Genomic DNA, 13,954 nt, shown 5'->3' with positions numbered 1-13,954 from the left:
ACCCGCCCGCCAGCAAGAGCACTCCGGAAGCATGACTAGTCAGGTTAAAAGAAAGGGTAAATGTGAAGATAAAAAATGCTAGGGTCGGGGTGGAGGTAGAGGCATGGCATCCGAGGAAGAGCTGTTCGCGTCGGTCGACGCCCTGCTGGAGGAGGAGCCGCAGCTCCCGCCTCCGGTAGAGCGCGCCCGGCTGCGTGAGGCCGCCGGCATCACCCAGGCCCGTCTCGCGACCGCGTTGAAGACGTCGACGCAGACGGTGAAGAACTACGAGAACGGCCGCTCCGAGCCGAAGTCGCCGCGCCTGGAGGCCTATCAGCGGCTCCTGAAGGGGTGGGCGGCGAAGTACCCCGCACACGGCGCCCCCGCCGCTACTCCCGCCCAGGCCGCCACTCCGCAGATGGAGGCGCCGCCCACGTTCACCGGCCCGGCCAACCCCAAGCCGGTGCCTGCCTCACCGACCGTGGAAGCGCCCGCCGTCCAGGCCGCATCCGAGCGTCCCGCCCGTCCAGCCGACCGCCCGGCGACAACATCGCGGCCCCCGGCGGCGAAGCGGGCCGCGAAGCCCGCGGCCGATCCGCGCTTCCCGCACGGTCCGCTCGCCGTGCTGGACGGTGACGGCTCCGCGTACGGCGTGGACGGCCTCGTGCTGGACTGCCCGGCGACCACGATTCCCGAGCTGGTGGAGTGGACGCTGCGCGAGTCCGGCCTCGGTGCCGCGAAGCTGAACCGGCACGGCAAGGACTCCGACCCGCTGGTCGTGCTCACGGCGGCGGCCGCGGTGAAGCTCGGGCTTCCGGAGCGCCTGGAGGGCCACGAGCAGCGCCGCTCCCTGCGCCTGCCCGGCGATCACGACGTGGTCAAGCAGGTGGCGAAGGCGAAGTGGCAGCTGACGCAGCGCGGGTTCGGGCCGTGGGCGCGGATCTACCGCAAGGCGCAGGGGCGCGAGCGGCAGTGCGTGCAGCTGGCGATCCTGTCCTGGGACGCCCTCGACGAGCGGTCCTGGCCCGGTGTCGCGGAGATGGAGCCGGCCGACATCGCCCGAGTCCTCGGGGTGTACGCCCAGCGGGTCATCACCCCGCGCGGGTCGACGGCCGTCTCGGGTCTGGAGCTGATGACGGCGCTGCGCCCGCCCACCCGCGCGGTACGCGACGAAACGACCGGGAACTGGGTGTCCGGCCGCAACCCGGGCTCGCTGGGCACGGATCCGATGGACCCGGCGCCACCGGAGGCCACCGCCGAACACCCCGTCGTCGTCAACTCCGGCTGGGTGGGCGGGTTCCTGAACGAGGAGGCGTACCAGTGGGTGCGGTCGGTGGACACGCTCACCGATGAGGAGTGCGTGCTGCCCTTCGCGGTCGGCCTGGATCTGAACACCGCGTTCCTCGCGGCCGCCGCCCGGCTCACGGTCGGCCTGTCCGCCCCGGACCACTTCCACGGACCGAAGTTCAACCCGAAGATCCCCGGTTCCTGGCTGGTCGACCTGTCCCACGTGGAGCTGGACCCGCGCCTGCCCAGCCCGTTCACCCCGGACGGCACTCGGCCGACCGGTGCGGCTTGGTACCAGACGCACACCGTCGCCTACGCCCAGGAGCTCGGCTACGACGTCCACCCGATCGAGGCGTACCTGCGACGCGAGACCGGAGCCTATCTGGACCCGTGGCACGACCGGCTGCGGACGGCCTACGTCGACACCCTCGCCGACCTCGGCGTCACCCGGGACCTGGACGACCACGCCTTCCTTACGGCGATGGATCAGCACAAGCAGACCGACCCGGCCCTGGCCGCCGTCCTCACGGCCATCAAGGCGACGGTGAAGGGCGGCGTCGGCAAGCTCCGCGAGCGCCCCCAGGGCAGGTCCTACAAGGCGGGGGAGCGGTGGCCGGCCCTGGAGCGGCCGACCTGGCGCCCGGACATCCGCGCCGCCGTCATCTCCAAGGCCCGGGTCAACATGCACCGCAAGCTGCTCAACATGTCGAGGATGACGGGCCTGTTCCCGCTGGCCGTGCTGTCCGACTGCGTCGTCTACCCCTCGCCGGGCGACAGCCCCCTCGCCTTCCTCCCGTACGCGGCGTCCGGCAAGCCGCAGCCGGGCGGGTTCCGCCTCGGGCCTTCCCCTGGGCTGGCGAAGCTGGAGGGCGTCCAGTCGATGCTGTGGGCGGTCGACCTGATGGAGCAGGGCCTCAACCCGGCCCGCCACATCAAGGGCGGCGACGCCGTCATGGACGAAGGCGAGTAGGCCGTGACCACAGACACCGTTGCCATGACCAACCTCACCAGGTTCGAGCTGTGGCGGCACGACCTGCGTGAGACGCGCGAGACCTGAATCCGGCTGGTCGACCCCGCCAGCCAAGACCCCATCTCCGAACGGAGCCGAGCACCAGCATGGAGATCCATGACGCGATCGAGCGGGCCGACCGGGAAGGCTTCACCCGGGAGCCGCCCAAGACCCTCAAGGGTCAGATCGGCTACCTGATCAAGCAGTTGGGCAGCGCGAAGGCCGTCGCCCAGGAGATCGGTGTCACCGCCGACTCCGTCAACCGTTACCGGCGCGGCGCCCGCAAGCACGGCCGGCCCGACGTGGCCGCGAAGATCGACAACGCCGTACGGCAGCGCTGGCAGCCGCAGGTGCGCAAGCGCCGGCAGCGCCAGGCCGCCACCACCGGCGGGATCACCGTGGAGACCCGGGCCCGATTCGGCTACACCGCGCCGATCGGCACGACCGACGACGGACGCTTCCGGCGACTCACCGTGCACCTCCCCCCGCAGTACGCACAGCGCCTGTTCGACGCCCGCGACGCCGGGGCCAGCGACCAGGAAATGCGTGGGATCATCGCCGACGGATTCAAGGACGTGTATTTCCAGGACGGCGGAGTCCGCGCCATGGGACTGTCAGACGTGGCCATCAACGACATCGACTATCTGGATCTCGACTACTGAATTCTGCTCCTCTTGAGAGAGCGGAAATTCCCGTCTTGAGCCCGAAGCATGATCGTGTTCCGTCTGGTGCGGCTGGTCGGAGCGCAGAAGTGGTGACATCGAGTGAGGGGTTTCGGTGACATCGCGGCCCTGCAGGCCGAGCTCGTCCATGATCTCGGCATGCCGTACGTCTTGCCGGAGCCGTCGAAGAAGTAGCGGAGCCGCTCGGCGCGTTCTCCCGCCGCAGCCGCGCAAGCTCCTCGCTCCCACCGGCCGTCTCGGCCCGGCGCGCCCTGCGGGCCCGGAACACCCAACTGGCCAGCGTGGTCTCGTTGATCCCAAGATCCAGGTGCCTTCCAACACCGGCAGATCACCCGAGTACCTCTGACCGGGATGGACGCGCGGTGATCTCCCACTCGGTGCCCGAGGTGTCCGACGGACAGCGGCGCGGACGATTCACCGCGACGCACCCACCCACAAGACATCGATGATCAACATCACCGCCAACAACGGACGCCGGTTACTTCACAGGCTCTAACGGTCGTCTCAGGTTCGCTCATTAGGAAGTAGGCATCAGAAAAGCGATGTGACCCGTATGCAGGAGGCTAGTGATGCCAGTCAACGCAGCGCCGTCCCGGGAAGCGCCGGCCGGTCGGTTAGCAGGCCGGTGGGTGCCGTGGTTGGTGATTGGCTTGTGGTTGGTGCTGGCGGTGTTCATGGTGCCGCTGAGCGGAAAGTTGAGTTCGGTCACCACCGACAGCGCCGCGGACACCCTGCCGGCCAGCGCCGAGTCCACGAAGGTCGCGGTACTGGAGGACGGTCTCCCCGACGGTGACGACAACACGTTCGTCTTCGTGTACCACCGCGCCGGCGGCATGACCGACACCGACCGCGCGACGGTCGAGCGCCACTACAACACCCTTGCCAAGCGGTACCCGCCGAAGGCGACGGCGGCGGCCGGCGAGGACGACGAGGGCCCACCGACGAGCCGCTCCACCGACCGCAAGGCGATGATGTTCACCCTCGAGGTGAGCACGACCTACGGCGCACCGGAGGACATCGTCGGCCCGTTGCGTGACGCCGCGAAGGACCGCCCCGACGGCCTGGAACTCGACGTGACCGGCCCGGGCGCGATCGACGGCGACATGGATGCCGTCTTCGACGGCATCGACGTGCAGGTCCTCCTCACCACCATCGTCGTCGTCACGCTCCTGCTCATCCTCACCTACCGCAGCCCGGTGTTGTGGATCATCCCGCTGGTGGCCGTCGGCGCGGCCGCACTGACCTCGATGGGGACCGTCTACCTGCTCGTCAAGGGCTTCGGCATCGTGGTCAACGACCAGAACTCGGCGCTGCTGACGATCCTGGTGTTCGGCGTCGGCACGGACTACGCGCTGTTGCTCATCGCTCGATATCGGGAGGCACTGCACGACCACGAGAACGTCCGGGTCGCGATGGTCCACGCGCTGCGCTCCGCGGCGCCGGCCATCGTCGCGTCCGCGGCCACCGTGATCGCCGGCCTGCTCTGCCTGCTCGTCGCCGACCTGAACAGCACCAGCGGGTTGGGCCCGATCGGCGCGGCCGGCATCCTGTGCGCGCTGGTGGCCATGCTGACTCTGTTCCCTGCGGTGCTCGTGGTACTCGGCAGGCGGATCTTCTGGCCGGCCATCCCGCGGTTCAGCACGGCCCTGGAGGAGAAGCCGGGGCTGTGGGGGCGGCTCGGCGCCGCCATCAGCCGCCGCCGGTGGGTGGCGACGCTCGGCTCGCTCGGAGTCCTCGGCGTGCTCGCCCTCGGGCTGGCGGGCAACACCGGCAACCTGCGGGAGCAGGACCAGTTCCTGTCCGCGCCGGAGTCGGTCACCGGCTTCACCGTTCTCCGCCAGCACTTCCCGGAGCTCGGCGGCCAGCCGATGACGATCTTCACGCGGCCGGCGCACCAGGAGCGGGTGCTCGACATCGTCAAGGACACTCGCGGTGTGGCCCTGGCCGTCCCGGAGCAGACCAGCGGTGGCTGGGCCAACATCTCCGTATTCCCGAAGGACGCGCCGGACACCGTCGCGGAGTACGACACGATCAAGCGGGTGCGCACCGCCGTGCACGCGGTGAGCGGGGCGGAGGCGATCGTCGGCGGGCCGAGCGCGGAGAACCTCGACACCGAGGTGACCACCAGTAGCGACGAGAAGCTGGTGATCCCGCTGGTGCTCGCCGTCGTCCTGATCGTCCTCGGGCTGCTGCTCCGCGCGATCCTGGCCCCGCTGGTCCTGATGGCCACCGTGATCGTCTCATTCGCCGCGGCCTTCGGCGGCAGCGTGTTCGTCTTCGACACGATCCTCGGGTTCAAGGGCATCGACTATTCGGTGCCACTGCTGGCATTCCTGTTCCTGGTGGCGCTCGGCGTCGACTACAACATCTTCCTGGCCAGCCGGGCCCGGGAGGAGACCGTGCGCCTCGGCACCAGAGAGGGCATGCTCAAAGCCCTCTCCGCCACCGGTGGCGTCATCACCTCGGCAGGCCTGGTCCTGGCGGCCACGTTCGCGGTGCTCGCCACACTTCCGCTGGTGATGCTGATCGAGGTCGGGTTCCTGGTCGCCTTCGGCGTGCTGCTCGATGCCCTGCTGGTGCGGTCGGTCCTGGTGCCCGCCCTCACCCTGCTGATCGGCCGGCGGATGTGGTGGCCGAGTCGGCTGTCACGGCCGGCGGCGGAGCTGCCGGACGGTCAACAGTCGCTAGCCGACGGCGAGGAGCCCGCGCTGCAACGGTGAGCGCGGCGGCACGGACGAGATCCGGGACGGGGAGCACGGCCGGTCCCGGATCTCTTCATGGGCCCGACGGTCGCCGCCCTTTGGCCCTGAGCCACGCGCCGGGGCCGGGGCCGGCGCATCGCGGTGTCCTGCCCCGACGGTGAGCCGCGCGGGGCCATGCCCGAGGGCTGCGTCCTGCGCCGCGCCGCCGGGAGGGGTCAGCGCACCGCGGGGTCCTCCCCGGCGGTGCCCCGCGTGATCGGGGCGGGCGGTGCCGCGGCCGGAAGGTCGATCCGAAGCAGCGCGCCACCGCGTGCGGAGCGGGCGACGGTGGCGTGGCCGCCGTGGGCGTCGACGACCCGCTGCACGATCGACAGCCCCAGACCGGTTCCCGGCAACGCCCTGGCGCTGTCGGCACGGTAGAACCGGTCGAACACCCGCGGTACGTCGGCGGCGTCGATGCCCGGCCCGGCGTCGTCGACCTCGAGCACCGCCGACGAGCCCTCGGCACGGAGCCGGACCTGGACCAGCTGGTCAGCGGGGGACCACTTGCCGGCGTTGTCGATGAGGTTGAGCACCGCCCGCTGGAGCGCGGCGGGACGCCCGCTCACCCACACGGAGGTCACGTCGAGCGCGATCTCGATGTCGGGCACGCGGGAACGCGCCCGGGTCGCGGCGGCCACCACCACGTCGGCGAGGTCGAGCAGCTCGGTGTTCTCGTCGCTGACGTCACCGCGCGCCAGGTCGGTCAGCTCGGCGGCAAGGGTGCTCAACTCGGCCACCTGGGCGCCGAGATCGTTGAGCAGCCGGGTCCGGCTCTCCGCCGGCAGTGCGCTGTCCAGGGTGCCGCGCCGATCGAGACGGATCAGCAGCTCGACGTTGAGGCGCAGGCTGGTGAGCGGGGTCTTGAGCTCATGGGCGGCGTCCTCGGCGAGCAGCCGCTGGGCCCGCCGGGAGTCCCGGAGCGCGGCGAGCATGTCGTTGATCGACCGGATCAGCCGCCGGATCTCCCCACCGCCCTCGTCCGGGATGCCGGCGTCGAGATCCCGGGTGTGCGCGACACGTACCGCGGCGGCGGTCAGCCGGTCGATCGGTGCCAGCCCGGTCCGTGCCACGGTCCGCCCGACCAGGGCGCCGCCGACCACGCAGAGCAGCCCGATCAGCAGCATGCCGAACCCGAACCGGTTGATCGGGCTGTCGTCGGCGACCTGGGCCACCTGGACCGCGCCGTCGCCCGCCCGCAGCGTGTAGACGAGGTACCCGTCCTCGTCGCTGTCGTTCGACTCCATCAGGTCGGCCGACGCGCCCTGCGCCACGCGCCCGGCCTGCTCACCGACCGGGGGCAGCGCGGGTTGGCCGGCCGGCGTCCGGGTCGAGCCGTCGGGCAGGATGATCCGCACCAGCCGACCGGATCCGGGATACGGCGGTAGCCGGACCTGCGCCAGACCGGCGCGCTGCGCGTTCGTCGCCAGGACGCGGGAGTCGGCGCGCAGCTGATTCTCGGCGCTGTCCCGCAGCTCCCAGGCCAGTAGTTCGCTGGCCACCTGGAAGGCCAGGAACACGCTGACCGCGACGGCCGTCGCCGCGATCACCGTCAGCCTGCTCCGCAGGGACCGCCGGCGCCACCATCGGGTCAGCCGGCGCGGTTCCCGGCCGGCGGGCCTGCTCACGGAGGGGTCTCCCGCAGCACGTAACCCAGGCCGCGCAGCGTGTAGATCAAGCGCGGCTCTCCCTCGGCCTCCGTCTTGCGGCGCAGGTAACTCACGTACACCTGGAGGTTGTTGGCCGTGGCGCTCATGTCGAAGCCCCAGATCGCCTCGAACAGTGCGTCGCGGGTCAGGACCCGGGTCGCGTTGCTCATGAGGACCTGCAGGAGGGAGAACTCGGTCCGGGTCAGACGCAGCGGCCGCCCGCCCCGCCACGCCTCGAACCTGTCGGGATCGAGCCGGACGTCGGCGAACGACAGGATCTGCGACTCCTCGTCGGTCGGCGTGCGCCGGCGCAGCAGGGCCCGCACCCGGGCCAGTAACTCCTCGGTGGCGAACGGCTTGGGCAGGTAGTCGTCGGCGCCCGCGTCCAGCCCCGTGACCCGGTCGGAGACCTGGTCACGGGCGGTCAGCATCAGCACGGGCAGATCCTGGCCCGCGGCCCGCAACCGCCGGCAGGTCTCCAACCCGCCGAGGCGGGGCATCATCACGTCGAGGATCAGCAGATCCAGCGTGTCACCGTCGGCCCCACCGACCCCGTCGAGCACGGCGAGACCGTTGGCGACGGTGCTGGTTTCGTAACCCTCGACCTGGAGCACCCGCTCCAGCGACTCACGGATGGCCGCTTCATCATCCGCGATCATGATCCGCACGCCGGCCCGCCCCCTTCCAGTCGATGTTTTTGCCGCTCATTGTCCCCGATCAACCTGAGACCAGGATTAGCGCGTCGCTGGAAACCGGGCTCTTGGCTTGACTCTGTCGGGGATCTTGGAGTTTCGCGGTGCACCGGCCGGTCACCGCCGGCGCCTCGACGGCCTCCTCCAGGAGCACCTCTCGTCGGGTGTCGCAGCCGTCGCGGTCGGCGTCGCTCTCGGCGCGGAGCTGGGCGGCTGCTGCGTCCAGGTAGCGGTTGCTCCGCGGCACCACGGCATCGAGGACCAGGCCCGGGGTGGTTGGTTCAGCCCGTGTCCGCGACGCCTCTGCGGCCCTGATCAGCCTGGCCGGGCTCGCCGCCGAAGCCCGCGGGTGCGCCGTGTCGGCCGTCAGTGAGGTGCGCCGGATGTGGCGGGATCGACTGCGCTGCGGGTCATGGTCGGTGGTGCGGTGATGCACGCGGTGGCGATGAGGAGCCCGCAGGCGACGGTCAGGGCGGTGGTGTATCCGTGCACGGATGCCGCGGTCGGAGTGGTGTTGTGCGGTGCCGCCAGGTAAGACGTCGTTCCAGTTGGTGAGTCGGCGGTAGCTGATGAGGGCTGCGGCTATGCCGACGAAGGCAAGGAAGTGCTCGGCCTTCCGCTCGTAACGGCGGTGCAGCCTTCGGCATCCGGCCAGCCAGGAGACTGTTCTCTCGACGACCCAGCGGTGTCGGCCGAGCCGCGTGGACGATTCGATGCCCTTGCGGGCGATGCGGTGGCGGATGCGGCGCTCGCGAAGCCATTTCCGCAGGTGGTCGTAGTCGTACTCCTTGTCTGCGTGAAGCTTGGCCGGACGTCGGCGGCGCGGGCCGCGGCGGGAGCGGATGGGCGGGATCCCTCGTACGAGCGGTTCCAGGCCGAGGCTGTCGTGCATGTTGGCGCCGGAGATGCCCAGCGGCAGCGGCACGCCACTTCGGTCGGTGATGAGGTGGATTTTCGATCCCGGCTTGCCACGGTCGGTCGGATTCGGTCCGGTCAGTGGCCCCCTTTTGCCGCCCGGACGCTGACGGAGTCGATCGCGCACCGCGACCAGTCCAACTCGTCCTGAGCGCCGAGTTCGTCGAGGATGACCCGGTGCAGTCTGGCCCACACCCGATCCCGGCTCCACTGGGCGAAGCGTCGGTAGACCGTGGGCCAGGCCGCCCCGAACACCGGGGGCAACTGCCTCCAGGTGCAGCCCGAGGTGGCCACGAAGATGATCGCTGCCAGGCACTCACGGTCACCGGCCCGGCGTCGCCCGCCGCCCTGCGGGCGTATGACCTCCGTTAGCGGGACCACCGCCGGAACAGCACCCATGACTCGTCCGGCACCTACCGCCCCACCAGATCCGTCATGCACGGCTCAACGAGCGATCACGCCATCAGAAGCGACGTCTTACCCTGAGGACCGATCTCGTTGTTCTTCTCGCCTGCGTCTTGATCTTGGAAGGGGATGTCATTCCCCTGCGGTGTCCTCGGCTTCCCAGCGCAGCAGGTCGCCCGGCTGGCACTTGAGCACCTCGCAGAGCGCGGCGAGCGTCGCGAAGCGCACCGCCTTGGCGCGGCCGTTCTTGAGTACCGCGAGGTTGGCGGGTGTGATCCCTACGCGGTCCGCGAGTTCGCCCACGGACATCTTCCGCCTGGCCAGCATCACGTCGATGTCCACGGCGATCGGCATCAGATCACCTCGTCCAACTCGGCCTGCATCTGTGACGCTGCCACATCGCGCGCGACGGCCTGGGCGAGCAGCATCCGCAGCACGAGGACGATGAGTCCGACCCCCAGGATGGCCACACCGATCCCGCCCATGATGACGGTGACGCCCGGGTCGTCCCGCTGGCCTGGCGCATTGACGACCGTGACCGCGAACCACAGGAGGGCAGCCCCGACGATCGCGCCGATCACGCCGTCCACGTACCGGAAGGCGGCGTGGGAGAACACGGTTCCGCGTCGCACCATCGTCACCAGCCGCCATACGCAGATCAGGGCGACCTGGGCTGACAGCATGCCCAGGATCGTGATCACCCGCAGCGCGGTCAGCGGGAGAGACCCGTCCTCCGGGTCGCTCCCGCTGACCAAAGTCCACACCATCAATGCCTGCACGAACACGGTGCCGACGAGCACCACGACGAGCACGGCGCGCAGCGCACGCACGGTCAGCTTTCCCATGACCCATCCTTCCATCGAAACGCGATTGGAATCTATCGAGATTCGATAGGTAAAGCAAGGTGGGTTGTGATGAAAGGCGAGCGGCGCTTTCGCTGTCTGTGAATCGGGCGCGATCGGTGCGTGGGGGAGGGGCAGCCGATCCTGCTCCAGTAACCCTCCGCGATTACTCCCTAAGGTCTGCTAACTACGGATCCCGCGTTCAGGGCCCCCTTCCAGGGCTCGCGGTCGTGGGCTCCTTCGGCGTGCCGTGCGTTGGTAGATGAGCCAGTAGACGAGCGCCGCAGGTGGCGAAGTGCACAGCAGGATGATCAGCAGGCGGGAGTCGATCACAGGAGTGGGTGACGCGAGTTCTTCCACCTCGCTCGGCAGATCCCTCACGAGGGCATCGAGTTGATCGCGGGTGCGTGCTTCGCAGGCCACGGCCACACGTTCTTCGAGCTCGGGCAGTGTCAGCCGGCCAACCGCGTAGTGGTGTTGCAGCTGCGCCTCGACTCGGTCGCGCTCGGCGTCTGAAGCTCGTAAGACGGGGCTGGCAGGGGACTCTTCGCTATCATTCATGACGACCTCTCAGACTCAGGGGTAGCGGTGTTCAGGGGCGGTCGGTCTTGCAGGTCGACGACCGCGACAACCACCCGTGTCCAGACCCCTGAGGCATCACGGTCCCCAAACCGGGTGGCGAGCCGTTCGATGTGACCGCGCAGCTCGGCGAGCGCCTCATCAGTCAGCCGCAACGCACCGCGGTGGACATCGACCTCCCGTCGGCCGCCGACCTGCTTGGAGCGGTAGGCGGCGTTGATGTCGGCCCGGGTGGCGTCCAGCATCGAGCCGAGGAACTCAGCCATCTCTTCCGGGTCTGCGGCATCGCTGGGGGGTTCCGTGACCGCGGGGGGCATGGACCCGCTCGACCTTGCCGCGGGCCAGCGGCCGGTATTCGGCGATCTCGATCAGTCCGGCCCGTTCGAGCTGACCCAGGTGGTAGTAGAGCCTGTCAGCCGGAAGGTCGGCACGATCGGCAAGCTCACGTGCGGACTGTGGCATCTCCCATAGTGCTTCCAGGAGTCGGATGCGCAGAGGATCGGCGAGCGCCTTGTGTACACCGTGCCACCGCCTGGTCGATGCGTCAGGGCCCTGTGTGCTCATCGACCTGCCCATCCTCATTGCATCGATCCCCATTGATTGGAAAGGTCTACAACCAACAGGAGGATGCGCGCAGTTGGAGCTGGCGATGCCCAGCTCGGCGATGGCTTCCACCGCCCTGGGTACTGGGCCGGTGGGGTGCTCGGACGGCTGCGTCAGCTGATTGCGGCTTCCTGGGCTTGGGCCTTTGTGTGGGAGGGACGGCAGGAGTCGATGCCGGTCTTGGCGTCCAGCTCGTTGATCCCGTCGAACACGAGAGACCCCCAGAACGATGGGTCAGCCTGCATGACCATCACCGTCATCGGCCACAGGCGACGACCAGGGAGGCCCGTGGGGACTTGATGGAGCGTCAGTAGCCCGTCAGGCGGTAAGGCGTACGCGATCTCACACAATCGCGGTTCCTCGCAACCGAACACCGCAGTGACGCTCCGCGACCACTCCCCAAGATCTGTGCCAGAACCGAGGAGTGACAACACCGGAGGCCGCGATTGATCCATGCCGTGTGCCTGAGTGAGTTGATCTAGACCCGGACTTGAAGGGCCGGATGGCGGTGGGGAGCTGGCAGTGAAGGGGCGTTGCTCAAACTCACAGACGTCGCGCTGCAAGTCGCCGAGCACACATCGTTCTTCTCGACCTTGATCTGCCTACCAGGTGACCGGAAGTTCATGGACGCCGTAGACCGTCATGGCGGACCGCAGTGGCACTTCCTCGGGCGCGACAGTGAGACGTAGTGCCGGGAAGCGGCGAAGCAGTGCGGGGAGGGCGATGCGCATTTCGGCGCGGGCCAGCCGCTGCCCGAGGCACTGGTGGAGGCCGTGACCGAACGCGAGGTGTCCGGCAGTGGGACGGGTAAGGTCAAGCGCGTCCGGGGCGGCGAAATGGTCAGCGTCCCGGTTCGCCGCGGAGAGTGCGACGGTGACGGACTCGCCAGCCTTGATCAGGCAGCCGTGGAACTCGATGTCCTCGAGCGCGACGCGGACCACGTGATGGATGATCGTGAGGTAACGCAGCAGCTCCTCGACCACCGCAGGGGCGTCTTCCTCCTTGTCGCGGACCTGGGCTAACTGTGCGGGGTTGGCCAGCAGAGCGAAAGTGCCTAGCGCAAGCATGTTCGTCGTTGTCTCATGCCCGGTGATCAGGAGCAGAATCGCCAGTCCGGCCCTCTCGTCCGCAGTAAGTCCTTTGTGCGCAGCGAGCCCGCTGAGCACATCTTCCTCCGGCCAGGAACGCTTGTGGCGCAGCAGGTCCCGTAGATATGCCATGAGCTCCCTGACCGCCTCTTGCCGGTTTTCCGGTGTGAGGGCGATGTTCCATAGGGTGGCGGCGTTCCGCTGGAAGCCCTCCCTGTCGGAGTAGGGCACCCCGAGCAGTTCGCCGATCACCTGTGACGGGATCGGCAGCGCGAATGCCTTGAACAGGTCGGCCGGTCCCCCGGCGAGCTCCATCACGTTCAACTGGTCATGGACGATCGCTTCGATCTCCGGTTCGAGGAGCTTTATCCGGCGCATCGTGAAGTCACCGGTGAGCAACCGCCGATAGTGGTCGTGCTCGGGCGGGTCCATGCGGAGGAGGAATCCGGGCGGCACGGGCATCCGTGTCGGCTGGGCAATCGGTGAGCGCATCTGGTCCGGGCGAACGCTGAATCGGGGATCTGCCAGGATCGCCCGCGCTGTGGCATAGCCGGTCACCAACCACCCCTGACCGCCGTCGACGTAGGTCATCCGATGGATTGGGCCGAGTCCCTGCCGGCGGCGCAGCTCCTCGGGCGGGTCGAAGGGGTTCTGGCGGGCCGTGGGCATGACCATTGCCGGGGATGTGCTCTCCATCGGCCGCTCCTCGGTCGGTACGGACCTCCCGATAAAACAGCACTCGATGCAAAACGTCAACGAATGCAAAATTACATCGCGTGCGGTAAGGTGCTGTCGTGACCAGCGACCCAGGGCTGCGCCAGCGGAAGAAAATGCGCACGAGGCAAGCGCTCATCGAAGGCGCCCTGCGATTGTTCGCCGAGAAGGGCTACGACCAGACAACCGTGGCGGAGATCGCGGCCACCGCAGACATCGCGACACGGACCTTCTTCAGCTACTTCGACAGCAAGGACGACATCGTCTTCTTCGACGACAGGTCGCGGCTGGAGCGCGCGGTCGAGATCATCGGAGAACGGCAGCCCGGCGAACCGGTGGCCGACCTGCTGCGACGCGTCATCGACCAAAGTGTTTTCGCGGACACGGACTCGGAGTTGGCGCGGAAGGTCGGCCCGGCTCGGACCCGGCTGATCGCGTCAGTCCCGGCACTTCAGGCGCGCGAACTGCACCTGCTGTTCGACATCCAGCTGCAGCTGACCGAAGCGCTCCACCTGGCTTGCCCGGAGCTGGACCTCGTCGAGGCAGCCGCGGCGGTGGGCTCGCTGGTCGGGGCGATCAAGGTCGTCGTCGCCGCATGCCAAAAGCGGGGCAACCGGCCGGAGCAGACCTATCAAGCCGTTCAAAGGGCCACCGACATCGCGATCGACGGCCTCAACTCGCTCCCCCGCCCGGCTTAGCGTGTTCAGCGCACGCGCACTCGGTCGTGGCACGAGTAGCGGTGCATGCACTCTCTGGCCGGTTTTGGGG

The 13,954-nt window shown here is 68.7% G+C and carries 13 protein-coding genes and 1 pseudogene; 4 read left to right on the top strand and 10 right to left on the bottom strand.

The features are described from left to right. Positions 1 to 103: 103 nt before the first annotated feature. The 3 genes from tap to ACFZBT_RS22620 all read left to right on the top strand — a co-directional run bounded on the left by tap (position 104) and on the right by ACFZBT_RS22620 (position 5,678). A complete protein-coding gene (tap, locus tag ACFZBT_RS22630) occupies positions 104 to 2,236 on the top strand; it encodes a telomere-associated protein Tap (protein WP_391106140.1) in 2,133 nt (710 codons plus the stop codon). Between the two features lie 146 nt (positions 2,237 to 2,382). Beyond that, positions 2,383 to 2,937, top strand: a complete 555-nt coding sequence (tpg, locus tag ACFZBT_RS22625; RefSeq protein WP_391106138.1) for a telomere-protecting terminal protein Tpg — start codon at positions 2,383 to 2,385, stop codon at positions 2,935 to 2,937. 590 nt (positions 2,938 to 3,527) lie between these two features. Beyond that, entirely contained in the window at positions 3,528 to 5,678 is a 2,151-nt protein-coding gene (locus tag ACFZBT_RS22620; protein WP_391106136.1) for an MMPL family transporter, read from the top strand. 197 nt (positions 5,679 to 5,875) lie between these two features. Here the strand turns inward: ACFZBT_RS22620 and ACFZBT_RS22615 are convergent, their stop codons facing one another. The 10 genes and pseudogenes from ACFZBT_RS22615 to ACFZBT_RS22570 form a co-directional block, all read right to left on the bottom strand. Beyond that, complete coding sequence (locus ACFZBT_RS22615) at positions 5,876 to 7,327, bottom strand: ATP-binding protein (RefSeq protein WP_391106134.1); 1,452 nt, start codon at positions 7,325 to 7,327, stop codon at positions 5,876 to 5,878. Further along, positions 7,324 to 8,016: a response regulator gene (locus ACFZBT_RS22610; RefSeq protein ID WP_391106132.1), complete on the bottom strand. Its 693-nt coding sequence runs from the start codon at positions 8,014 to 8,016 to the stop codon at positions 7,324 to 7,326. The genes ACFZBT_RS22615 and ACFZBT_RS22610 overlap by 4 nt, the downstream gene beginning before the upstream one ends. Positions 8,017 to 8,608: 592 nt before the next feature. After that, a pseudogene (locus ACFZBT_RS22605) lies at positions 8,609 to 9,368 on the bottom strand (IS5 family transposase); the annotation flags it as partial. A 124-nt stretch (positions 9,369 to 9,492) separates the two neighbouring features. After that, positions 9,493 to 9,714 carry a helix-turn-helix transcriptional regulator gene (locus ACFZBT_RS22600; protein ID WP_054237256.1) on the bottom strand — a complete coding sequence of 74 codons (222 nt, stop codon included), beginning with the start codon at positions 9,712 to 9,714 and terminating at the stop codon, positions 9,493 to 9,495. Continuing rightward, positions 9,714 to 10,205, bottom strand: coding sequence for a DUF2975 domain-containing protein (locus ACFZBT_RS22595; protein ID WP_391106130.1), 492 nt, complete (start codon positions 10,203 to 10,205; stop codon positions 9,714 to 9,716). The genes ACFZBT_RS22600 and ACFZBT_RS22595 overlap by 1 nt, the downstream gene beginning before the upstream one ends. A 180-nt stretch (positions 10,206 to 10,385) precedes the next feature. Further along, positions 10,386 to 10,763, bottom strand: a complete 378-nt coding sequence (locus ACFZBT_RS22590) for a DUF1707 domain-containing protein (protein WP_391106128.1) — start codon at positions 10,761 to 10,763, stop codon at positions 10,386 to 10,388. Then, positions 10,760 to 11,047, bottom strand: coding sequence for a hypothetical protein (locus tag ACFZBT_RS22585; RefSeq protein ID WP_391106126.1), 288 nt, complete (start codon positions 11,045 to 11,047; stop codon positions 10,760 to 10,762). Before ACFZBT_RS22585 ends, ACFZBT_RS22590 begins: the two co-directional genes overlap by 4 nt. After that, positions 11,040 to 11,243 (bottom strand): helix-turn-helix domain-containing protein, encoded by a 204-nt coding sequence (locus ACFZBT_RS22580; protein ID WP_391106287.1) that lies wholly within the window; start codon positions 11,241 to 11,243, stop codon positions 11,040 to 11,042. Before ACFZBT_RS22580 ends, ACFZBT_RS22585 begins: the two co-directional genes overlap by 8 nt. A gap of 254 nt (positions 11,244 to 11,497) precedes the next feature. After that, complete coding sequence (locus tag ACFZBT_RS22575; RefSeq protein WP_391106124.1) at positions 11,498 to 11,629, bottom strand: hypothetical protein; 132 nt, start codon at positions 11,627 to 11,629, stop codon at positions 11,498 to 11,500. Between the two features lie 357 nt (positions 11,630 to 11,986). After that, the gene (locus ACFZBT_RS22570) at positions 11,987 to 13,168 is read right to left on the bottom strand and encodes a cytochrome P450 (RefSeq protein WP_391106122.1); all 1,182 of its coding nucleotides are present in this window, start codon (positions 13,166 to 13,168) and stop codon (positions 11,987 to 11,989) included. Positions 13,169 to 13,266: 98 nt separating this feature from the next. On the opposite strand from ACFZBT_RS22570, the gene ACFZBT_RS22565 reads away from it, so the two are divergent. Continuing rightward, a complete protein-coding gene (locus ACFZBT_RS22565; protein ID WP_391106120.1) occupies positions 13,267 to 13,884 on the top strand; it encodes a TetR family transcriptional regulator in 618 nt (205 codons plus the stop codon). The last annotated feature ends 70 nt before the right edge of the window (positions 13,885 to 13,954 follow it).

Origin of the sequence: Streptomyces sp. NPDC008137 (genome assembly GCF_042957035.1) — a bacterium.
In the GTDB taxonomy this organism is placed as follows: domain Bacteria; phylum Actinomycetota; class Actinomycetes; order Streptomycetales; family Streptomycetaceae; genus Streptomyces.
This window is presented reverse-complemented; position numbering and strand designations above follow the sequence as displayed.